General features: G+C 62.9%; 18 protein-coding genes. 8 read left to right on the forward strand and 10 right to left on the reverse strand.

Annotation, left to right across the window (positions count from 1 at the left end; genetic code table 11):
* From PP4_RS23495 to mrcB, 4 genes are all read right to left on the reverse strand, one after another.
* Window positions 1-1725: an acetolactate synthase 3 large subunit gene (locus PP4_RS23495; RefSeq protein WP_041168126.1), complete on the reverse strand. Its 1725-nt coding sequence runs from the start codon at window positions 1723-1725 to the stop codon at window positions 1-3.
* Between the two features lie 410 nt (window positions 1726-2135).
* Complete coding sequence (locus PP4_RS23500) at window positions 2136-2468, reverse strand: YqcC family protein (RefSeq protein ID WP_041167876.1); 333 nt, start codon at window positions 2466-2468, stop codon at window positions 2136-2138.
* Window positions 2468-3268, reverse strand: coding sequence for a tetratricopeptide repeat protein (locus PP4_RS23505; protein WP_041167877.1), 801 nt, complete (start codon window positions 3266-3268; stop codon window positions 2468-2470). Before PP4_RS23505 ends, PP4_RS23500 begins: the two co-directional genes overlap by 1 nt.
* Before the next feature lie 15 nt (window positions 3269-3283).
* The gene (gene mrcB, locus PP4_RS23510) at window positions 3284-5605 is read right to left on the reverse strand and encodes a penicillin-binding protein 1B (RefSeq protein ID WP_016501609.1); all 2322 of its coding nucleotides are present in this window, start codon (window positions 5603-5605) and stop codon (window positions 3284-3286) included.
* 115 nt (window positions 5606-5720) lie between these two features.
* Between mrcB and PP4_RS23515 the strand changes: the two genes are divergently transcribed.
* On the forward strand, window positions 5721-7283 hold the full coding sequence (locus PP4_RS23515) for a bifunctional aminoglycoside phosphotransferase/ATP-binding protein (protein ID WP_016501610.1): 1563 nt from the start codon (window positions 5721-5723) through the stop codon (window positions 7281-7283).
* Window positions 7284-7535: 252 nt separating this feature from the next.
* Window positions 7536-7814, forward strand: coding sequence for a TfoX/Sxy family protein (locus tag PP4_RS23520; protein WP_016489141.1), 279 nt, complete (start codon window positions 7536-7538; stop codon window positions 7812-7814).
* A 206-nt stretch (window positions 7815-8020) separates the two neighbouring features.
* Here PP4_RS23520 and PP4_RS23525 read toward each other — a convergent pair whose 3' ends face one another.
* Genes PP4_RS23525 through PP4_RS23540 form a run of 4 tightly spaced genes read right to left on the reverse strand, consistent with a single transcriptional unit; the run spans window position 8021 to window position 11603 of the window.
* Window positions 8021-8905 carry a ChaN family lipoprotein gene (locus PP4_RS23525; RefSeq protein ID WP_016501611.1) on the reverse strand — a complete coding sequence of 295 codons (885 nt, stop codon included), beginning with the start codon at window positions 8903-8905 and terminating at the stop codon, window positions 8021-8023.
* 12 nt (window positions 8906-8917) lie between these two features.
* Window positions 8918-9685, reverse strand: a complete 768-nt coding sequence (locus PP4_RS23530; RefSeq protein ID WP_016501612.1) for a heme ABC transporter ATP-binding protein — start codon at window positions 9683-9685, stop codon at window positions 8918-8920.
* Window positions 9685-10668, reverse strand: coding sequence for a FecCD family ABC transporter permease (locus PP4_RS23535; protein WP_162471788.1), 984 nt, complete (start codon window positions 10666-10668; stop codon window positions 9685-9687). Before PP4_RS23535 ends, PP4_RS23530 begins: the two co-directional genes overlap by 1 nt.
* 50 nt (window positions 10669-10718) lie before the next feature.
* Window positions 10719-11603, reverse strand: a complete 885-nt coding sequence (locus PP4_RS23540; RefSeq protein ID WP_041167878.1) for a heme/hemin ABC transporter substrate-binding protein — start codon at window positions 11601-11603, stop codon at window positions 10719-10721.
* 148 nt (window positions 11604-11751) lie between these two features.
* Between PP4_RS23540 and PP4_RS23545 the strand changes: the two genes are divergently transcribed.
* Window positions 11752-12069, forward strand: coding sequence for a Rieske (2Fe-2S) protein (locus PP4_RS23545; RefSeq protein WP_016501615.1), 318 nt, complete (start codon window positions 11752-11754; stop codon window positions 12067-12069).
* On the opposite strand, the gene sfsA is transcribed toward PP4_RS23545, so the two are convergent.
* Together sfsA and PP4_RS23555 are read right to left on the reverse strand one after the other, a co-directional pair.
* A complete protein-coding gene (gene sfsA, locus PP4_RS23550) occupies window positions 12059-12772 on the reverse strand; it encodes a DNA/RNA nuclease SfsA (RefSeq protein ID WP_016501616.1) in 714 nt (237 codons plus the stop codon). The two genes, PP4_RS23545 and sfsA, sit on opposite strands and share 11 nt — an antisense overlap.
* Window positions 12772-13944: a pyridoxal phosphate-dependent aminotransferase gene (locus tag PP4_RS23555; protein ID WP_016501617.1), complete on the reverse strand. Its 1173-nt coding sequence runs from the start codon at window positions 13942-13944 to the stop codon at window positions 12772-12774. The genes sfsA and PP4_RS23555 overlap by 1 nt, the downstream gene beginning before the upstream one ends.
* A 210-nt stretch (window positions 13945-14154) precedes the next feature.
* Between PP4_RS23555 and dksA the strand changes: the two genes are divergently transcribed.
* From dksA to PP4_RS23580, 5 genes are all read left to right on the forward strand, one after another.
* Complete coding sequence (gene dksA / locus PP4_RS23560) at window positions 14155-14601, forward strand: RNA polymerase-binding protein DksA (protein ID WP_016501618.1); 447 nt, start codon at window positions 14155-14157, stop codon at window positions 14599-14601.
* Between the two features lie 63 nt (window positions 14602-14664).
* Window positions 14665-15552, forward strand: coding sequence for a tRNA glutamyl-Q(34) synthetase GluQRS (gluQRS, locus tag PP4_RS23565; protein WP_041168127.1), 888 nt, complete (start codon window positions 14665-14667; stop codon window positions 15550-15552).
* Between the two features lie 243 nt (window positions 15553-15795).
* On the forward strand, window positions 15796-15972 hold the full coding sequence (locus tag PP4_RS29120) for a hypothetical protein (protein ID WP_003250005.1): 177 nt from the start codon (window positions 15796-15798) through the stop codon (window positions 15970-15972).
* The gene (locus PP4_RS23575) at window positions 15956-18931 is read left to right on the forward strand and encodes a sensor histidine kinase (protein ID WP_162471775.1); all 2976 of its coding nucleotides are present in this window, start codon (window positions 15956-15958) and stop codon (window positions 18929-18931) included. The genes PP4_RS29120 and PP4_RS23575 overlap by 17 nt, the downstream gene beginning before the upstream one ends.
* 4 nt (window positions 18932-18935) lie before the next feature.
* Window positions 18936-20378, forward strand: coding sequence for a sigma-54-dependent transcriptional regulator (locus tag PP4_RS23580; protein WP_016501621.1), 1443 nt, complete (start codon window positions 18936-18938; stop codon window positions 20376-20378).
* Window positions 20379-21183 lie beyond the last annotated feature (805 nt).

The following is a 21183-nucleotide window of genomic DNA, read 5'->3' on the forward strand; positions in this document are numbered from 1 at the left end:
TCAGGTACGCTCCGTCTTGCTCAGCCACATGTCACGCATCGAGCCATCCTTGATCTGCATCGGATAGACGTGCTCGCTGCGGTCAACCGCGATGTCGATGAACACCAGACGGTCCTTCATCGCAAACGCTTCTTCCAGCTTCGGCTTGAGGTCCTTCAGGCTGGTGATGCGGATACCCACATGGCCATAGGCCTCGGCCAACTTGATGAAATCAGGCAGCGACTCGACGTACGAGTGCGAGTGACGACCGTTGTAGGCCATGTCCTGCCACTGGCGAACCATGCCCAGCACACCGTTGTTCAAGTTGACGATTTTCACCGGCAGGCCGTACTGCATGCAGGTGGACAGCTCCTGGATGTTCATCTGGATGCTGCCTTCGCCAGTCACGCAGGCAACGTCCTGATCCGGGAAGTTGAGCTTGACGCCCATCGCCGCCGGGAAGCCGAAGCCCATGGTGCCCAGGCCACCGGAGTTGATCCAGCGGTTCGGCTTGTTGAAGCGGTAGTACTGCGCCGCGAACATCTGGTGCTGGCCCACGTCGGAGGTGACGAAGGCATCGCCATGGGTCACTTCGCACAGGGTTTCGATGACTTTCTGCGGCTTGATGACAGTGCCGTCGCCCTTGTCGTAAGGGAACATCTCGCCATCGCCACGCCATTCGTCGATCTGCTTCCACCAGGCATCCAGCGACGCCTTGTCAGGCTGCTCGCCGATTTCCTTGAGGATACCGAGCATTTCGCTGAGCACGCTGTCGACCGGGCCGACAATCGGCACATCGGCCTTGATCATCTTGGAAATCGACGCCGGGTCGATGTCGATGTGGATGATCTTGGCGTTCGGGCAGAACTTGGCCGGGCCGTTGACCACACGGTCGTCGAAGCGTGCGCCCACAGCGAGGATCACGTCGGCGTTGTGCATGGCCATGTTGGCGGTGTAGCTGCCGTGCATGCCGAGCATGCCAAGGAACTGGCGGTCCGTACCCGGGAAGCCACCCAGGCCCATCAGGGTATTGGTAACCGGCAAGTTCAGCGACTTGGCGATTTCGGTCAGGGCTTCGGAGCCACCGCCGAGAATCACGCCACCACCGGAGTAGACGATCGGGCGCTTGGCAGCCAGGAGCATCTCGGCGGCCTTGCGGATCTGGCCGGAATGGCCACGGACCGCCGGGCTGTAGGAGCGCAGCTTGACCTTTTTCGGGTAGACGTATTCGAACTTTTCGGCCGGGTTGGTCATATCTTTTGGAATGTCGACCACGACCGGACCTGGGCGACCGGATTGCGCCAGGTAGAACGCTTTTTTCAGGACTTCCGGGATCTCGGTCGGGTTCTTGATCATGAAGCTGTGCTTCACGATCGGCCGCGAGATACCAATCATGTCTGTTTCCTGGAAGGCATCGGTACCCACCATGGTGCTAGGCACCTGGCCGGACAGGATGACCATCGGAATCGAATCCATATAGGCGGTGGCAATGCCGGTGATGGCATTGGTCGCGCCCGGGCCGGAGGTTACCAGCACCACACCGGCCTTGCCGGTGGCGCGGGCGTAGCCGTCCGCCATATGGGTTGCCGCCTGCTCGTGACGAACCAGGATGTGTTCCACTTCCGGTTCTTTGAACAGTGCGTCGTAAACATGCAGGAGAGCACCACCAGGGTACCCGTAGATGTGCTTAACGCCTTCGTCACGCAAAAAGCGGACGACCATCTCAGCGCCAGATAAAAGCTCCACGTTGTTCACCTCTAAAACGCCAGAATACCGTCCCTAGTGGACGGGTCTTAATAGGTTTACTGCCAAGCAGAGCATGAGCGAAAACGTCAGCACTGACTGAGCAAGTATTGGGAGCACCCCAGAGTGTTGCGGGGCTTTCCCACCCAGCGCGAGGTAACGCGTTGCGGGGTGTAACAGGTCGGCGCGGGTGTGCACCTCATGATCTGCTTAGCGGGTCTGCTTCTGGCAGTCCCTCTACAGCGGAAGTTGGATTCTTGTGATTCGGCGCCAACATGTCAAGAAAAATTATTGCCAATTTTTCCCCAAGATGAATTCCTGCCACCACTAAAAATCGCTTCAGCAGCAGAATAAATAAGATTTCCATAAAAAAGGGCCACAATCTGCGGCCCTTGAAGGAAAAACTGAAGAAATCAGGCGGAAGGAGCGATCAATTGGTCAAATGCTGCCAACAGGCGGCGCAGCTCACGACTTTGCTCCGGCCGGTCGGTAAACACGGTCTCGGCCATGACCAGGATGCTGGAGGCGTTGGGCAACGGCTGACCGAGCTCGATGATGATCTTCATCCGCGGCAGGAAGATCCATTGCAGCCACTGCTCGAAACTGAGGGTATCGACCGCAAACGGGACGGTACTGGCCAGAGCCTCGTCGCTGGGTGGCTCGTCATCCCACCACCCTTGCACCACCAGTTCACGCTCGATCAGCAACAGGTGGTCGGCAATGTCCAGAATACGTTGCTCGATCATCACGAATTGACCCGCGCCTTCTGCCGGGCCAGTGCCGCGCCAGCGCTGTCACCTTGCTTTTCACGGGCCTGGGCGATGGTGTTCCACAGCTCGGCCTGCAGGCTTGGGCGGCCGTTGGCGTAAGTCAGGGCGCGACGCGCCAACTGCTCGGCCTGCGCTGCATCACCTTGCGACAGGCGCACCTGAGCCAGGCGATACAGCACCTGCGGCTCACGCGGGGCAATGCGCTGGGCACGCTCCAGGCTCGAAGCCGCTCCGTTGAAGTCACCACTGCCCTGCTGGGTTTGCGCGGTGGTAAGCAGCGCCAGCACCGGGCCGTCCAGTTGCTCGTCAGCCGACAGACCACCGGCAGCGGTGCTGCGCGGAATGCCGGTTGGCGCGCTGGAGCTTGCCGGGGTGCTGTTCATTGCCGCGATGTCGAACGGCTCGTCGGCGATCGGGTTGGGGTTGGTGGTCATCGGCGCCGAAGTGACCGGGCCAGGGGTAATCGGGCCCGGTGTGATTGGCGAGGTGCTGATCGGCGCCGCGCCATTGGCAGCCGGGAACGTCTGGATGCCAGAAGCGCCAGCGCCCTGCGGGATCATCACGGTCACGCCCGAGTCTTCGGGCAGCGTCTGCGCTTGCGCGGTGCCCGTGTTATAGCCACCCGCCGAGCGGTTGGCCGTCACGCGCTCGCTGTTTGACACGCGAGTGCTCGAATCGACCACCGGAATATTACCGCGCGGAACGCTAGAGCACCCCTGGAGCACAGCCAACGCCGTCACGGCAGGAAACAGCCACTTGTTCACGTCACACCTCATCAATGCAGCCTGTGCTTAATTCATCCAGCCTTTGACCCAGTCCATGACTGATTCTGCAGGATTCTGCTCGCCGCCACAGGTCGCGCCGGCGGGCGGTTCACTCCCGCGAATATACGGCATCTGCACCGCTCCCGGACAGCTGCCATCAGACCCATGGCCAGTGTACGGGTCGATCCAGGCCTGCACCACGTTGTCCGGCTGCGGCATGTCCAGCGGTAGCGGGTCGGCCTTCTTCATGAAGCTGGTCCACACCTGCAGGGCACCGGTGGCACCGGTAAAGGGGGTTTTGCCGTTATCGTCACGGCCCATCCACACCACGGCCAGCAGGTCTTGGCTGAAGCCGGAGAACCAGCTGTCGCGCGAGTCGTTACTGGTACCGGTCTTGCCCGCCAGGGTCAGCGAGCGCGGCAAGGTGTTGTACACCGAGCGCCCGGTACCTTCGCGCATGACCCGCTGCATGGCGTTTTGCACCAGGTAGATGGCCCCCGGGTCGAAGGTTTGCTGGATCTGGAACGGGTAGCGCTTGAGTGGCTCGCCCTCGGCAGTCAGCACACTGCGGATACCGCGCATCGGGGTATTGAAACCGCCGTTGGCGATGGTCTGGTACATGGTCGCAACCTGCATTGGCGACATGCCACCGGCCCCCAGCAACATGGCCGGGAAGGCTGGCCAGTCGACATTTACCCCCAGCCGGCCAATGGTCTTGATCACATTTGGCACGCCCACTTCCAGCCCGAGCTTGGCGGTCGACAAGTTGTAAGAGTTGGCAAGGCCCTGATACAGGTAGATGGTGCCATGCGGTCGACGGTCGTAGTTTTGTGGGCGCCATACCTGGCCATCGGCACCCTTGACCGAAAATGGCTCGTCCTGCACCCAGCTGGTCAGCGTGTACTTGCTCGGCTGCTCCAGCGCAGTCAGGTACACCGACGGCTTGACCAGCGAGCCGATCGGCCGCACAGCATCGATGGCCCGGTTGAAACCGGCGAAGCCTGCCTGGCGGCTACCGATCAGCGCCTGTACCTCACCGGTTTCCGGGTTGGTCACGACCATGGCCGATTCCACCTCGTCAGCACCTTTGCGCCCCGAAAGGCGCTTGAAGGTCTCGCTCATCGAGGTTTCGGCCTTCATCTGCAGAATCGGATCGAAGCTGGTGAAAATACGCAGGCCTTCTTCGGTCAAGTCTTCGTCGCGGTAGTCCTGGCGCAGCTGACGCTTGACCAGGTCGAGGAAGGCCGGGAACGAGCTGTCGGCCAGGCTGCCGCGCTTGGTCACGCCCAACGGCATCTTCTTCGCGGCATCGACTTCCGCCTGGCTGGCCACGCCCTGTTCGGCTACCAGGTCGAGCACAAGGTTGCGGCGGGCCAGAGCGCGGTCAGGGTAGCGCCGCGGGTTGTAATAGGACGGCCCCTTGACCATGCCAACCAGCAAGGCGATCTGATGCAGCTTCAGCTCCGAAAGCGGCTGGCTGAAGAAGAACTGGCTGGCCAGGCCGAAGCCGTGAACGGCACGCTGGCCATCCTGACCGACAAACACCTCGTTGAGGTAGGCCTCGAGAATCTCGCGCTTGTCGTAGTGCAACTCAAGCAGCATGGCCATCATCGCTTCGGTCAGCTTGCGGCTGAGGCTGCGTTCGCTGCTGAGGTAGAAATTCTTCACCAGCTGCTGGGTCAGGGTACTGCCGCCCTGGCGCATCGAGCCGGACGAGGTGTTGACCCACATGGCCCGGGCGATGGACTTGGGCGACACGCCATAGTGGCTATAGAAGTCGCGGTCTTCAGTCGCCACGAGGGTTTCGAGCAAGTACTTGGGTACCTGGTCGATCTTGATCAGGATGCGGTCTTCGAGGTTTTTCGGGTAGATACCGCCGATCATCAGGGGTTCAAGCCGCACCACGTCGAGCGCCTTGCCGTTGGCAGCCGACAGGCCCGCCACGTAATCGCCTGAGAAACGCACGCGTACGAACTGTGCTGGCTCCATGCCCTCGTAGAACTGGAAACCACGGGTATTGAGGTCGACGGTATTGCCGTTGACGGCCGCCGCACCCGGGCCGTTGGCCGCACTTTCGCGCCGGTAGCCGAGCGCGTCGAGTTCGGTAAGGAAGTCGTTCTTGCTCAGTTTCTGACCAGTGAACAGCTCCAGCGGCCGGGCATACACCTTGGCCGGGATGGTCCAGCGCTTGCCGGAGAACTTCTCCTGGACAACGGCATCGAGGTAAACCGCGAAGCCGGCAACGATCACCAGGCCTACCAGGCTGAGCTTCAAAGCCCAGCCCAGCCAGGCGCGAGAGCGGCCGGTCGGGCGTTTCTGAGGGGTACGGGGATTTCGGGTTCGGGTCATGGCGGCGGATTATACGCACTTTATAAAGGCTGGGCAGACGGCCCAGCGGTAGGCAGGGACGGCACCATTGACCATAATGGCGCATTCGAATTCCCTGCCCCCGGAAGGATTTCCCGTGAGCCAAGCACTTATCACTGCGTTGCAGAACCCAGCCCTGTACCCTCACCCCGTGGATGGGTTCCAGCTCATCGAGACGCATATCTCCTGGGTGCTGCTCACCGGCGAGTACGCCTACAAGATCAAGAAACCGATGAACTTCGGCTTCCTCGACTTCACCGACCTAGGCCAGCGCCAACACTTCTGTAACGAAGAGTTGCGCCTGAACCAGCGCCTGACCGACGGCCTGTACCTGGAGGTGCTGCCGCTGACCGGTAGCGTCGACGCACCGCAGATCGGTGGCGACGGCGAAGCCATCGAATACGCACTGAAGATGCGACAGTTCCCGCAGGGGCAGATGCTCAGCACCCTGCAGGCCAATGGCGAACTGAATGCCGCGCACATCGACCAGATGGCCCGGCAAATCGCCGAGTTCCACTTGCAAACGCCCAAGGTATCCGCCGAGCAGCCCTACGGCTCGCCTGAAAGCGTCATGGCGCCGGTCGAGCAGAACTTCGAGCAGATCCGCCCATTCCTCAGCGACAAGGCCGACCTGCTGCAACTGGACAACCTGCAGGCTTGGGCCCGCAGCAGTTTCGAGCGGCTGCAAGGCCTGTTCGCCTCGCGCAAGGCCAATGGCTTCACCCGCGAGTGTCACGGCGACATCCATCTGGGCAACGCCACCCTGATCGACGGCCAGGTGGTGATCTTCGACTGCATCGAGTTCAACGAACCGTTCCGCATGACCGATGTCTGGGCGGACACCGGCTTCCTCGCCATGGACCTGGAAGATCGCGGCCTCAAGTGCCTGGCACGACGCTTCATCAGCCAGTACCTGGAGCTGACCGGCGATTATGAAGGCCTGGAAGTGCTCAACTTCTACAAAGCCTATCGCGCCCTGGTACGGGCCAAAGTCGCGCTGTTCAGCATGCCGGCCAATGCCGACGGCGTGCAGCGGGCCACCACCCTGCGCACCTACCGCAATTACGCCAACCTGGCCGAAAGCTACAGCGCCATCCCTTCGCGGCTGCTGGCCGTTACCCATGGCGTCTCGGCAGTGGGCAAGAGCCACGTGGCAATGCGGCTGGTCGAGGCCCTGGGCGCCATTCGTGTGCGCTCCGATGTCGAGCGCAAGCGCCTGTTCGGCGAACAGCCGCAAGAGAGCGCCGGTCAGCTCACCTCCGGCATTTATGACCAGGATGCCAGTGCTGCCACATACCAACGTCTGCACGAAGTTGCAGCAACCGTTTTGCGCGCCGGCTTCCCGGTGGTGCTGGATGCCACCTACCTCAAGCATGAACAGCGGCAAGCTGCGGCAGACGTTGCCAGCCAGACCGGTGTACCGTTCCTGATCCTCGACTGCCACGCACCCGAGGCAGTTATCGCCAGCTGGCTGGAGCAGCGTCAGGCCGAAAACACCGACCCTTCGGATGCCACCCTGGACGTGGTCAAGGCCCAGCAGGCCAGCCGTGAAGCCCTGGATGCGCAGGAGCTGGTGCAGAGCACCCGGGTCGATACCCAGGATGCTGGCAGCATGGACCAGGTGATCGAGCAGATTCGCCAGCGTTTGCCTGGCCTGTAAGTTCGCCGCTTTCCTGTTCTGGCCCTGTCGCCGGCAAGCCAGCTCCCACAGGTACACCATCGCCTTCAAGGCCAGCGGTGTACCTGTGGGAGCTGGCTTGCCGGCGATAGGGCCAGAACAGGCTACTTCTCAAAGGCAGCTCCATCGCCCCGATGGCAAAAGGCCGCGCATTTCTTAACCCCCGCTACACTCCTCTCTGACCTGCTCGCGATTTATCCTCCAATCCACGTTCAGCCATCGCAAGGAGGCTCGATGAACGATGAATTGCAGCACCTGAAGAACCTTGGCAAGACCTCTGCGCAGTGGCTGCATGCAGCCGGCATCCACAGTGCATCGGACCTGCGTCGCCTGGGTGCGGTGGGTGCATACCAGGCCGTAAAGACACGAGGGTTCCGCGCTTCCAAGGTGCTGTTGTACGCCATTGAAGGCGCCCTGCTGGACATGCACTGGAACGATCTGCCACTTGAACGCAAAGAAGCGCTCAATCAACAACTGGACGCGAAAAACCCTACGCAAAAAAATCCAAAATAATCGTGGAAGGGGATTGACTGAGAAATGAGAATCGTTATGATTATCACAACTGGTCGCGAGACTGGTTGGATAACCTAAGAGCCCCTGGTTCGGACTCTCAGATTATCTCCTCATCAGGCTAATCACGGTTATTGACCCGGCTCTTTGCCGGGTCTTTTTTTGCCTGTGGTTTTGTGCCTCCTGGCTTGGCCTTACCACCTTGCACACTACTGGCGAAACTGCGCGCAGTAGTCCTGCTCCGGCGTCGCCGCCGTGTACCACATGTAATCAGCCTCGCCTGGCTCAACCTGCTCGCCCACCTCGGCCAGCAGCAATACCTTGCTCTCCCCCGACGCCCCCAGATCAGCCAGGTGCAAGGGTATGCCCAAGTCCTTGCGCACGTGATAGGCACCGGCAAACAGCAGCGCCGGCTGCGGCGCCGACAGCAAACGCTCGGCCATGCGCCGGTCGCGCTGCTGCTGCACGGCCAGCATCGCTGGCAACTGGTTCTCCGGCAGCATCCCGCAATGCCCGGCGCGTACCTGCTCCAGCAAGGCAGCCTTCACCGCTGGCGCATTGGACCTTTCGCCGGTCAGCGAGGCGGGTTGCCTATAGGCTTGGCGCATCTCGCCAGGCGACAGGTTGGCCGCCAGCAGTGGCACTCTCTGCTGCAAGGCCTCATGCACTATCGGCCCGTACAGTTGCCAATCCCAACCGTCCTGCCAGGCCAGCACTTTGGGCAAGTCTGCCGGCACGGGTTGCCCCTGAACCTTGTCGACCAGCGGTTGCTGTTCGGGCTGCAGCATTTCCAGCAAGAGGCTGCCTTGCACGCGCTGCCCCTGCAACGCGCGCAGCAGCCAAAGTTGCAGCGCGTGGTGGTCCGGGTTGTCGTGTTTTTCACCCACCAGCACACGGGGGGCGCCCGCCAGGCGCTGCACCAGTTGCTCAGGGCTGATCGCCTGGCCGCTGGCAAGGTCGATGATGTGCCCCAACTCGGCATGCGTAAGCCCCTCACTGCTCTGCCAAGCGGGCAACGGCGGCAGGCTGGCCTGGCAGCCACCCAGTGCCAACATCAGGCAAAGCGAGAAACCGGACAGCAGCGGATGACGCATCGGCAATGCCTCCTAGCGGGCGATGATCAACGGATGCCCACGCTCCGGGTGCGCCTGCACCAGCACATCGATACCGTAGACAGCCCTCAACGCCGCTGGCGTCAGTACCTCTTCAGGCGAGGCAAAGGCATGACTGCGCCCCTGTTCCAGCAACAGGATACGGTCACAGTAGCGCGCAGCCAGGTTCAGGTCATGCAGGATTACCAGCACCGCGGCGCCGCGGTCGGCGAAGCGGCGCACGGACTCCAGGGTGGTGTGCTGGTGCAGTGGGTCGAGCATCGAGGTCGGCTCGTCGAGCAGCAGCGTGGTCCCCTCCTCGCCTGGCCATAGCTGCGCCAGCACACGGGCCAGGTGCACCCGCTGCCGCTCGCCACCGGACAACGCCAGGTAACTGCGCTCCACCAGGTGCCAGGCATCCGCCGCCTGCAACGCCGCTTCGACTATTTCCGCATCGCGCCGCTGCCCGGTGCCATGGGGCATGCGCCCCATGCCCACCACTTCCTCGACCCGGAACGAGAAGCCCAGGCTGGACACCTGTGGCAACACGGCCAGGCGCCTGGCCCGCTCCTGCCCAGGCCAATCGGTGAGGGGCCGGCCCTGCAACGTGACCGGCCCCCGGTCGGGCACCAGCTCGCCACTCAGCACACCCAGCAGGCTACTCTTGCCGGCACCGTTGGGGCCTAGCACGCCCACCACCTGCCCCGGGCTCAGCTGCAGATTGATACCGTGCAGCACCTCATTGCTTCCGCGCCACAGGTGCAGGCCTTCGACTTGCAACATCAGCTGCGCCCTCGTATCAGCAGGACCAGAAAGAACGGCGCACCGATGAAGGCCGTGACAATACCAATCGGCAACTCGGCAGGTGCCAGCAGTAGCCGCGCCGCCAGGTCGGCGAACAGCATCAGCACGCCCCCCGCCAGCAACGAGGCCGGGAGCACCACACGGTGATCAGGCCCGGCCAGCAAGCGCACCAGGTGCGGCACCACCAGTCCGATGAAGCCGATCAGCCCTGCTGCAGCCACTGCCGCACCTACGCCCAACGCCGTGCAGAACACCAACTCGCGCTTGAGCCGCTCAACGTCAACGCCCAGGTGCCGCGCCTCCGACTCACCCAGTAACAGGGCATTCAGCGCCTTGGCCCGGCGTGGCAGCCATACCGCCACCCCCGCCGCCACCAGCAGCAACGGCCACAGCCGTTCGTAGCTGGCACCGTTCAGGCTGCCAAGGTTCCAGAACGTCAGCGTGCGCAGGGTGGCGTCGTCGGCCAGGTAAGAGAACAGCCCAACGGCCGCGCCACCCAGCGCAGTCATGGCCACGCCAGCCAGCAGCATGGTTGCGACATTGGTCTGGCCATCGCGCCGGCCCAGACGGTAGACCAACGCGGTTACGCCAAGCCCCCCGACAAAAGCGCAGAACGACAGCAGATACGGCGCGAAAGCCTCCGGCATGCCGCCAAACCAGGCACCACCGACAATGGCGACCGCGGCCCCCATCGCCGCCCCAGCGGCAACCCCCACCAGCCCTGGATCGGCCAGCGGGTTGCGGAACAGCCCCTGCATGGCCACACCGGACAGCGCCAGCACCGCACCCACCGCCAGCCCCAGCAAAGTCCGCGGCAGACGGATCTGGCCCAGGATCATCTCGGCCTGCTGCAGGCCGTCAGCCGCAATCGGCAGCCCCAGCAGGCGCAGGCCGGCGCGCAGGGTGTCGAACAACGGCAGGCTGACCGGCCCCAGGGCCAGCGACAGCCACACCGCCAACAGGCACAGCAGGCTCAGGCATATGAACAACGTACGTGGCTGGACCCGCTGTTTCATTGCGCGAAGCTGGCCTGGGCTGCCGGGTAGAAGGTGGCAGCCAACGACTGCAAGGTCGATGGCAGGCGTGGGCCAAGCCCGCCCACCAGCAGCGTCGGGTCCAGTGACACCAGGCGTTTCTCACGCACAGCCCGCGAGGCAGCCAGCGCGGGGTTTTCCTTCAACAGTGCTTGCAAGGCCTGCTCATCGGCCAGCGCCCGGTCGGAAAACACGATCACGTCCGGGTCCAACGCCGCCAAGGCTTCGTTGGAGAAGTTCTTGTAGCCTTGATGTTCTGCCAGGTTGTGCCCACCTGCCTGGCCCAGCAGCCAGTCACCCGCAGTGCCCTGCCCGGCGATCAGCGGCTTGGCCCCGGCGTGGCCGACCAGCAGTAGCACCCCAGGTGCCTTTTGCCCGGCCTGAGCCTGCTTGACCTTGGCCTGCACAGCCTCGATTTGCTGGTGATAACCCGCCGCCAACGCCGAAGCTTGCTGCTCTGCGCCAAGCAACTGCCCCAGATGCTTGAGGTTTTCATCCACCGCCGCGAGTTCGGCTTTGCTGGAGAACAACTCCACCCGCACACCGGCCTTGCGGATTTGCGCCAGGACCGGCGGCGGGCCCATTTCCTCGGTGCCCACCAGTACATCCGGGCGCAGGCTGAGAATGCCTTCAGCCGACAACTGCCGCTGGTAGCCCACGCTGGGCAGTGATTTCAGCGATGCCGGATGCTGGCTGGTGGTGTCCACCCCGACAAGCCGTGCTTCACCGCCCAGTGCCGTTATCCACTCGCTCAGGGCGCCACCCGCGCTGACCCAGCGTTGCGGCAACTCGGCCGCCAGGGCCTGAGTGGAGAGCACAAGGCTTGCGCACAGGGCGAGCAAGGCGACTGGACGGCGCATCATCGGGTTCCTTCTGAGGGCGAGCCGCGCGCCTTGTGGCGGACGGCAGAACTGCGCACCATAGGTAGCCAGGCGCAGCGAATGCGGGCAATTTGATAATTATTCGCATTGACGCGTCAAGTCATCATCTGTTTCATGAGTCGTCCTCGCCATGCACTTGCTCTGTACCTCCCACGCCCTGGCCGAAGGCCAAAGCCGCGCCTTCAGCGTAGACGGCCTCGAACTGTTCGGCGTACGCCGCCAGGGCCAGGTGTACCTCTACCGCAACCGTTGCCCACACCGCGGCATCCCGCTGAACTGGGCGCAAAATGCATTTCTTGATGACAGCGCCAGCCTCATCCACTGCGCCCACCATGGCGCGCTATTTTTGATTGAAAGCGGCGAGTGCGTAGCCGGGCCTTGCGAAGGTGAGCAATTGCTGGCCCTGGGCTGTCACGAGGACAGCCAGGGCATCTGGCTTATGGCGTGACCAGCACCGGCAGGCGGCGATCAACAACAATGCCTTCGGCATCCAGACGGGTGCCGTAGGCCAGCACCTCCACGCCGTCCGCCACCGCCGCACGCAGGGCCTGGGCATAGGCTGCGTCGATTTCCTCAGCTGGGCGTACGGCGTCGATGCCCGTCAGGTTCACGCAATACAACTGCACCGCCCGTACACCCTGGCGGGCCAATTTCGCCAGCTCGCGCAGGTGCTTGGCACCGCGCTGTGTCACCGCATCGGGGAAGGCTGCAACTGTGCTGTCGGGGTAGCCCAAGGTCACGCTCTTGACCTCGACGTACGCGGGGGCACCGTCGAACTCCAGGCGAAAGTCGATGCGGCTGCTTTCGTCACCGTACGCCACTTCGCGCTTGAGCGCGGTGAACCCGGCGAGTTCGGTGATGACGCCGGCCCGCAGTGCCTCTTCGACCAGCGCGTTGGCACGCCCGGTATTCACGCAGGCCAACCGCTCCTGCGGGGTTTCGCTGATTTCCCAGGTGCCCGGCAGTTTGCGCTTGGGGTCGTTGGAGCGGCTGAACCACACCTGCCCGCCCTCACGCATGCAGTTGAGCATCGAGCCGGTGTTCGGGCAGTGAATGGTCAGCTGTTCGCCGCTGGCCAGTTCGATGTCCGCCAGAAAGCGCTTGTAACGGCGCAGCAGGCGGCCCTGTTCGAGTGGGGGATAGAACTGCATCAGCCTTGCCAGCTCCGCAGGCCACGGGCAATGCGCTGCACCGCCTCTTCCAGGCGCGGCAGGCTCTGGGTGTAGGCAAAGCGCACATGGTGCCCGGCCAGGTGGCGGCCGAAGTCCAGGCCCGGCGTAAAGGCCACGTGCTCGGTTTCCAGGAAATGCCGGCAGAAGGCAAACGCATCACCGCCAAAGGCACTGATGTCGGCATACAGGTAAAAAGCCCCCTGCGGCTCGACGGCAATGCGGAAGCCCAATTCGCGCAGGGCGGGCAACAGATAGTCGCGACGGCGGGCGAACTCGGCCCGGCGTTCTTCGAAAATGGCCAGGCTCTCGGGCTGGAAGCAGGCCAGCGCGGCATGCTGGGCCATGCTCGGTGCACTGATGTAAAGGTTCTGCGCCAGCTTCTCCAGGTCGCCCACCGCGCCGGGTGGGGCTACCAGCCAGCCAAGGCGCCAACCGGTCATGCCGTAATACTTGGAAAAACTATTCAGGACGAACGCCGAGTCGTCGACTTCCAGCACGCTTGGCGCGTCCATGCCATAAGTGAGGCCATGGTAGATTTCGTCCACCACCAGGTGGCCGTGTCGCTCATGGGTGGCCCTGGCAAGGCTGGCCAACTCTTCGCGCCCCAGCACGGTACCGGTCGGGTTAGCCGGCGACGCGACCAGTGCACCGACGGTGTCCTTGTCCCAGTAACGCTCGACCAGGTCGGCGGTGAGCTGGTAATTCACCTCCGGGCCCACTGGCACCAGCTGCGCTCCGCCCTCGACCAGCCGCAGGAAGTGGCGATTGCACGGGTAACCCGGGTCGGCCAGCAACCAGTGCTTGCCCGGGTCGACCAGCAGGCTGCTGGCCAGCAGCAACGCGCCAGAACCACCTGGGGTAATCAGGATGCGCTGCGGGTCGATGTTCAAGCCATAACGCTGGCCATAAAAGCCGGCGATCGCTTCGCGCAGTGCCGGCAGGCCGCGTGCGGCGGTGTAGCGGGTGTGCCCGGCGGCCAGTGCCGCCTGGCCGGCAGCCACGATCGGCGCAGCCGTAGTGAAGTCGGGCTCGCCGATTTCCAGGTGGATCACGTCGTGCCCGGCCGCCTGCAACTCGTTGGCCCGGGCCAGCAGCGCCATGACGTGGAAGGGTTCGATGGCGCGGCTGCGCGCACTGTAGGGGTGGGCCATGACCTTCTCTCAATTGCGTCTAAACTGGAGATTCTACCTCTGCACGCCAACGAACGTACGGCTCGCGCCGATGTCAATAAGCAGGATCGGGCGGGGTAGCGCACCCCCGATCTATCTGGTAAGTTCGGCGGCTCGCAGTCGCAGGGCCGGCGGTCGCCGGGGATGGAGCATCCTGCGCATTGGATCAGATGAGTGAGAGGCGGTCTATTCATGTCCACCGTAGAAAAGCAAAAAACCGGTCAAACCATGTACGGTGTCGAGCCCTATAAAGAGACCAAGGGCGAAGAGTACATGGGTGAGCCCATGAAGAAGCACTTCACCAAGCTTCTCAATGCCTGGAAAGGCGAGCTCATGCAGAGTGTGGATCGCACCGTAGACCACATGAAGGATGAAGCTGCGAACTTCCCGGACCCGGCCGACCGTGCCAGCCAGGAAGAAGAATTTGCTCTTGAGCTGCGCAACCGTGATCGCGAGCGCAAGCTGATCAAGAAAATCGACAAGACCCTGCAGAAGATCCAGGACGAAGATTACGGCTGGTGCGAATCGTGCGGCATCGAAATCGGCCTGCGCCGCCTGGAAGCACGTCCGACCGCCGACCTGTGCTTCGACTGCAAGGAAATCGCCGAGAAAAAGGAAAAAACGGTCGGCAAAGGCTGATCTTTCTTCCACCTGAACGGGGCGCTTGATGCGCCCCGTTTCATTTATATGCCCAGCCTGACCATGACCGACTCCAGCTACATCGGGCGCTTCGCCCCCACCCCCAGCGGCTTCCTGCACTTCGGCTCGCTGGTCGCCGCCCTCGCCTCCTGGCTCGATGCCCGTGCCGTCAACGGCCGCTGGCTGCTGCGCATGGAAGACACCGACCCACCCCGGGAAATGCCCGGGGCCCGTGATGCCATCCTGCAGACACTGGAGCGTTACGGGCTGGAATGGGATAGCGAAGTGGTGTTCCAGAGCCAGCGGCACGATGCCTATGCCGCAGTAGTCGACCGCCTGTTCAACATGGGCCTGGCGTATGCCTGTACCTGCTCGCGCAAGCAACTGGAGGGTTACAACGGCATCTACCCAGGCCTGTGCCGCAACGCCGGCCATGCCCGGGAAGGCGCGGCGATCCGCTTACGCGTGCCAGAGCTGATCTACCGCTTTACCGACCGGGTACAGGGCGAGTACCAGCAGCACCTGGGCCGTGAAGTGGGCGACTTCGTCATCCAGCGCCGCGACGGGCTGTATGCGTACCAGCTGGCAGTGGTGCTGGACGATGCCTGGCAGGGTGTTACCGACATCGTGCGTGGCGCCGACCTGCTCGACAACACCCCGCGTCAGCTGTACCTCCAGGAGTTGCTGGGGTTCTCACAGCCGCGCTACCTGCATATTCCGCTGATCGTGCAGCCGGATGGGCACAAGCTGGGCAAATCGTACCGCTCGCCCCCCCTGCAGGCAGAGCATGCTACACCGCTGCTGCTGCGGGCATTGCGGGCGCTGGGGCAGGAAGCAGACCCCGACTTGCTGCTGGCAACGCCGGCTGAAGTGTTGGCGATAGCCCGCAAGCAGTGGCGGCCGGAGGCGATTGCGCAGCGGACCACGGTGCCAGAGGCTGATTTGCGCTGAACCTTTACCGGCCTCTTCGCGGGCGCGCCCGCTCCCACAGGAACCACGCCACCTTCAAGGCCTGTGATCTACCTGTGGGAGCGGGCATGCCCGCGAAAGGGCCGGCACAGGCAAAGCCCCCTAAAAACAAAAGCCCAATAATTTCAAAACCTTGGCTAACGCAATGGATTCCCGCTAGCATCCCCCCCGCCATTTGCGCCAATAATAAGTCCAAGCCCGCAGCGCCCAACCATCGAGGCCAGCATGTACATCTATCGTTTGGTCCTGCTTCTGGTCGTGGGGATCTACCTGTTCTCCCCGGCCATCATGGACTGGTGGATCGAACCGACCGGAGCCTGGTACCGCCCCTACCTGCTCTGGCTGATCCTGATCGTCGTCACCTTCATCCTGCAGAGCCAACGAGATGCCGATGAGCTTTAGCCTGACCCAGATGATCCTGATCAGCGCCGGGTACCTCATGGTGCTGTTTGGCGTGGCCTGGATCAGCGAGCGGGGGTTGATCCCGCGTTCGATCATTCGCCACCCGCTCACCTACACCCTGTCGCTGGGCGTGTACGCCAGTGCCTGGGCCTTCTATGGCTCGGTGGGCCTGGCCTACCAATATGGCTACGGCTTCCTTGCCTGTTACCTGGGGGTGTCCGGCGCGTTCCTGCTGGCACCGGTGCTGCTCTACCCGATCCTCAAGATCACCCGCACCTACCAGCTGTCATCGCTGGCCGACCTGCTGGCGTTTCGCTTCCGCAGCACCTGGGCCGGGGCGCTCACCACCATCATCATGCTGATCGGCGTGCTGCCGTTGCTGGCGTTGCAGATCCAGGCGGTGGCCGACTCGATCAGCATCCTCACCGGTGAGCCGGTCAAGGCCAGGGTGGCCTTTGCCTTCTGTACGCTGATCATCCTGTTCACCATCTTCTTCGGCTCGCGGCACATCGCCACGCGCGAAAAACACGAAGGCCTGGTGTTTGCCATCGCCTTCGAGTCGGTGATCAAGTTGCTGGCCCTGGGCGGTATCGGGCTTTACGCCCTGTACGGCGTATTCGGTGGCCCGCACGAGCTGGAAGTGTGGCTACTGCAGAACCAGACCGCCCTGGCCGCGCTGCACACCCCGCTGCAGGAAGGCCCATGGCGCACCCTGCTGCTGGTCTTCTTCGCCTCGGCCATCGTCATGCCGCACATGTACCACATGGCCTTCACCGAAAACCTCAACCCGCGCTCGCTGGTCAGTGCCAGCTGGGGCCTGCCGCTGTTCCTGCTGCTGATGAGCCTGGCCGTGCCGCTGGTGCTGTGGGCTGGCCTGCGCCTGGGCGCCACTACCAACCCCGAGTACTTCACCCTGGGCCTGGGGATTGCCGCCAACAACGAAGCATTGGCACTGCTGGCCTACGTCGGCGGTTTGTCGGCCGCCAGCGGCCTGATCATCGTCACCACCCTGGCGCTGTCGGGCATGGCCCTCAACCACCTGGTGCTGCCGCTGTACCAGCCCCCGGCCGAAGGCAATATCTACCGTTGGCTGAAGTGGACCCGCCGCGCGCTGATCGTCGCCATCATCACCGCCGGCTTCATGTTCTACCTGACCCAGAACAACCACCAGAGCCTGGCCAACCTGGGCATCGTCGCCTTCGTCGCCACCCTGCAGTTCCTGCCGGGCGTGCTGTCGGTGCTGTACTGGCCCACCGCCAACCGCCGCGGCTTCATCGCCGGGCTGCTGGCCGGCACCCTGGTGTGGATGGTGACCATGCTGCTGCCGCTGCTGGGCAATCTGCAGGGCTTCTACATCCCGCTGCTGGACATGATCTATGTGCTGGACGATACCAGCTGGCACATGGCGGCCATTGCCTCGCTGGCGGCCAACGTTTTGCTGTTCACCCTGATCTCGCTGTTCACCAACGCCAGCACAGAAGAAGTCAGCGCGGCCGAAGCCTGCGCCGTGGACAACGTACGCCGCCCGCAGCGGCGCGAGCTGCACGCCGCCTCGCCGCAGGAGTTCGCCACCCAACTGGCCAAGCCGCTGGGCGCCAAGGCCGCACAAAAGGAAGTGGAACAGGCCCTGCGTGACCTCTACCTGCCGTTCGACGAGCGTCGCCCCTACGCCTTGCGCCGCCTGCGCGACCGCATCGAGGCCAACCTGTCAGGCCTGATGGGGCCGAGCGTGGCGCAGGACATGGTTGAAACCTTCCTGCCCTACAAGTCCGGTAACGAAAACTACGTGACCGAAGACATCCACTTCATCGAAAGCCGCCTGGAAGACTATCACTCGCGCCTGACCGGCCTGGCCGCCGAGCTCGATGCCCTGCGCCGTTACCACCGCCAGACCCTGCAGGAGCTGCCCATGGGCGTCTGCTCGCTGGCCAAGGACCAGGAAATCCTGATGTGGAACAAGGCCATGGAAGAGCTGACTGGTATCGCCGCCAAGCACGTGGTCGGCTCGCGCCTGCTCACCATCGACGAACCGTGGCGGGGCCTGCTGCAAGGTTTCATCAACCTGCCCGACGAACACCTGCACAAGCAGCGCCTGGCACTGGACGGGCAGCCGCGCTGGCTGAACCTGCACAAGGCCGCCATCGACGAGCCGTTGGCCCCCGGTAACAGCGGCCTTGTGCTGCTGGTGGAAGACCTTACCGAAACACAGGCCCTGGAAGACAAGCTGGTGCACTCCGAGCGCCTGGCCAGCATCGGCCGCCTGGCCGCCGGCGTGGCCCACGAAATCGGCAACCCGATTACAGGCATCGCCTGCCTGGCGCAGAACCTGCGCGAGGAACGCGAAGGCGATGGCGAAATCATCGAGCTGTCCAGCCAGATCCTCGACCAGACCAAGCGTGTGTCGCGCATCGTCCAGTCGTTGATGAGCTTCGCCCATGCCGGCGGCAGCCACCAGAACAGCGAAGAACCGGTGTGCCTGGCCGAAGTCGCGCAGGACGCCATCGGTCTGCTGGCCTTGAACCGGCGCAATTTCGAAGTACAGTTCTTCAACCTCTGCAACCCGGATCACTGGGCCGAAGGGGACCCGCAGCGCCTGGCCCAGGTGCTGATCAACCTGCTCTCCAACGCGCGCGACGCCTCACCGCCCGGCAGCGCCGTACGCGTGCGCAGCGAGGTCAGCGAACATACCGTCGACCTGATCGTCGAGGATGAGGGCAGCGGGATACCGAAGAACATCATGGACCGCCTGTTTGAACCCTTCTTCACCACCAAGGACCCGGGCGAGGGAACCGGACTAGGGCTCGCTCTGGTCTATTCCATCGTGGAAGAGCATTATGGGCAAATCACCATCGACAGCCCGGCCGATATCGAACGGCAACGTGGCACCCGGATCCGCGTGACCCTGCCCCGGCATGTCGTAGCGACGTCCCCTGAAATTCGAGACCGTCGAGAGAATTGAATCAATGCCGCACATTCTGATCGTCGAAGACGAAACCATCATCCGCTCGGCCTTGCGTCGCCTGCTCGAGCGGAACCAGTACCAGGTCAGCGAAGCCGGCTCGGTGCAGGAAGCCCAGGAACGCTTCAGCATTGCCACCTTCGACCTGATCGTCAGCGACCTGCGCCTGCCAGGCGCACCCGGCACCGAGCTGATCAAGCTCGGCCAGGGCACCCCGGTGCTGATCATGACCAGCTACGCCAGCCTGCGCTCGGCGGTGGACTCGATGAAAATGGGCGCGGTGGACTACATCGCCAAGCCTTTCGACCACGACGAGATGCTGCAGGCCGTGGCGCGCATCCTGCGCGACCGGCAGAACGCCCCGGCTGCCGCATCGGCTGCCGAGCCACGCGCCACCAATGGCAAGGCCGCACCGGCCGACAAAGGCAGCGCGGCTGCGGCCAATGGCGAAATCGGCATCATCGGCTCGTGTCCGCCGATGCAGGACATGTACAGCAAGATCCGCAAGGTGGCGCCTACCGACTCCAACGTGCTGATCCAGGGCGAGTCGGGTACCGGTAAAGAGCTGGTGGCCCGCGCCCTGCACAACCTGTCGCGCCGGGCCAAGGCACCGATGATCTCGGTGAACTGCGCCGCCATCCCCGAGACACTGATCGACTCCGAACTGTTCGGTCACGAAAAAGGCGCCTTCACGGGCGCCAGCGCCGGGCGTGCCGGCCTGGTAGAAGCCGCCGACGGCGGCACGCTGTTCCTCGACGAAATCGGCGAACTGCCACTGGAGGCCCAGGCCCGCCTGCTGCGCGTGCTGCAGGAAGGCGAGATTCGCCGGGTAGGTTCGGTGCAATCGCAAAAGGTCGATGTGCGCCTGATCGCCGCGACCCACCGCGACCTGAAGAACCTGGCCAAGGCCGGCCAGTTCCGCGAGGACCTTTACTACCGCCTGCACGTGATCGCCCTGAAACTGCCTGCCCTGCGCGAGCGCGGCAGCGACGTCAACGAGATCGCCAGTGCCTTCCTCGCCCGCCAGAGTGCGCGCATCGGCCGCGACGACCTGCATTTCTCGGCCGAAGCCGAGCAGGCCATTCGTCATTACAGCTGGCCGGGTAACGTACGCGAGCTGGAAAACGCCGTGGAGCGCGCGGTGATCCTCAGCGAGAGCGCAGAAATTTCTGCCGAGCTGCTGGGCATCGACATCGAGCTGAGCGACCTGGAGGAGGACGAGATCCTCAACAACGCGCTGGTCGTGGCCAGTGCTGCCAGTGCCAGCCACGAGCCGACCGAAGACCTTTCGCTGGAAGACTACTTCCAGCACTTCGTGCTCGAGCACCAGGACCACATGACCGAAACCGAACTGGCACGGAAGCTAGGCGTCAGCCGCAAGTGCCTGTGGGAACGCCGCCAGCGCCTGGGCATTCCACGGCGCAAGAGCAACGCTACCAGCGAATAACCTGCCTGCCAGGGGTAGGAGGTTCCTCCTGCCCCTTCTCTACCAGCCTCACCGGCGTATTCGCGGGCTCGCCCGCTCCCACAGGGACCGGACAACTTCGCAGCCTGTGGGGATCCTGTGGGAGCGGGCAAGCCCGCGAAAAGGCCAGCACAGCCACCGCGTACACCCAGGTAACACATCAGTTCCCACAAAAATCTGTTACCCAACCTTTCCGCCGTAACAGTTCCCGAGGTGTACGGTAACGAAATCGCACCGATTTCAGCCCGCAAAATTTCGCCGAAACCCCTCAAACCCTTGATTTTACTGGGTTTTGAAAAGTTGGCACGGCACCTGCTATATGCTTAGTACAAAAACAATAACAAGCACTGCAACCTAAAATAAGAACAAGACGAAACGGCTCACGCACAATAAAAACAAGACGGCGGAGGCGCAGCTAACTGATTCTTTTGGAGAGGATGCGTGTTTGGGGCTTGCCCCACGACCAGGCAGAGAACAACAAAAACTGCACTAAAAAGCAGCGCCTGAACTGGTTGGATCGATAGATCAACGTGACATCAGCGGCCAAAGCAATCCGTTTGCTCTTAACCCCTGGATTGGGGGTCGTCCACAAGCTTCGAGATTTGTGGACAGGGCACTCAACAAAAACAAAAAGCCCAGTAAAAAAAACAATAAGAGCACGCAACGACTTCTTGGGGAGCTTAGGCTCCCCTTGTCGTTTCTACCCTTCTGGCAGCCATCCTGCTACCCGCCTACACCATTCCCCGAGTAAATGCTAGAATCCCCGCCCATCATGCGGCCATTCTCC

Source organism: Pseudomonas putida NBRC 14164, assembly GCF_000412675.1.
GTDB lineage: Bacteria > Pseudomonadota > Gammaproteobacteria > Pseudomonadales > Pseudomonadaceae > Aquipseudomonas > Aquipseudomonas putida.

Excerpts from the sequence above, each read along its gene's own strand:
- PP4_RS29120 (WP_003250005.1), top strand. The coding sequence starts at position 15,796 with ATGTACATCTATCGTTTGGTCCTGCTTCTGGTCGTGGGGATCTACCTG.
- mrcB (WP_016501609.1), bottom strand. The coding sequence starts at position 5,605 with ATGACCCGAACCCGAAATCCCCGTACCCCTCAGAAACGCCCGACCGGC.
- PP4_RS23555 (WP_016501617.1), bottom strand. The coding sequence starts at position 13,944 with ATGGCCCACCCCTACAGTGCGCGCAGCCGCGCCATCGAACCCTTCCAC.
- PP4_RS23540 (WP_041167878.1), bottom strand. The coding sequence starts at position 11,603 with ATGATGCGCCGTCCAGTCGCCTTGCTCGCCCTGTGCGCAAGCCTTGTG.
- PP4_RS23500 (WP_041167876.1), bottom strand. The coding sequence starts at position 2,468 with ATGATCGAGCAACGTATTCTGGACATTGCCGACCACCTGTTGCTGATC.
- dksA (WP_016501618.1), top strand. The coding sequence starts at position 14,155 with ATGTCCACCGTAGAAAAGCAAAAAACCGGTCAAACCATGTACGGTGTC.
- PP4_RS23580 (WP_016501621.1), top strand. The coding sequence starts at position 18,936 with ATGCCGCACATTCTGATCGTCGAAGACGAAACCATCATCCGCTCGGCC.
- PP4_RS23525 (WP_016501611.1), bottom strand. The coding sequence starts at position 8,905 with ATGCGTCATCCGCTGCTGTCCGGTTTCTCGCTTTGCCTGATGTTGGCA.
- PP4_RS23530 (WP_016501612.1), bottom strand. The coding sequence starts at position 9,685 with ATGTTGCAAGTCGAAGGCCTGCACCTGTGGCGCGGAAGCAATGAGGTG.
- PP4_RS23520 (WP_016489141.1), top strand. The coding sequence starts at position 7,536 with ATGAACGATGAATTGCAGCACCTGAAGAACCTTGGCAAGACCTCTGCG.
- gluQRS (WP_041168127.1), top strand. The coding sequence starts at position 14,665 with ATGACCGACTCCAGCTACATCGGGCGCTTCGCCCCCACCCCCAGCGGC.
- PP4_RS23545 (WP_016501615.1), top strand. The coding sequence starts at position 11,752 with ATGCACTTGCTCTGTACCTCCCACGCCCTGGCCGAAGGCCAAAGCCGC.
- sfsA (WP_016501616.1), bottom strand. The coding sequence starts at position 12,772 with ATGCAGTTCTATCCCCCACTCGAACAGGGCCGCCTGCTGCGCCGTTAC.
- PP4_RS23505 (WP_041167877.1), bottom strand. The coding sequence starts at position 3,268 with ATGAGGTGTGACGTGAACAAGTGGCTGTTTCCTGCCGTGACGGCGTTG.
- PP4_RS23575 (WP_162471775.1), top strand. The coding sequence starts at position 15,956 with ATGCCGATGAGCTTTAGCCTGACCCAGATGATCCTGATCAGCGCCGGG.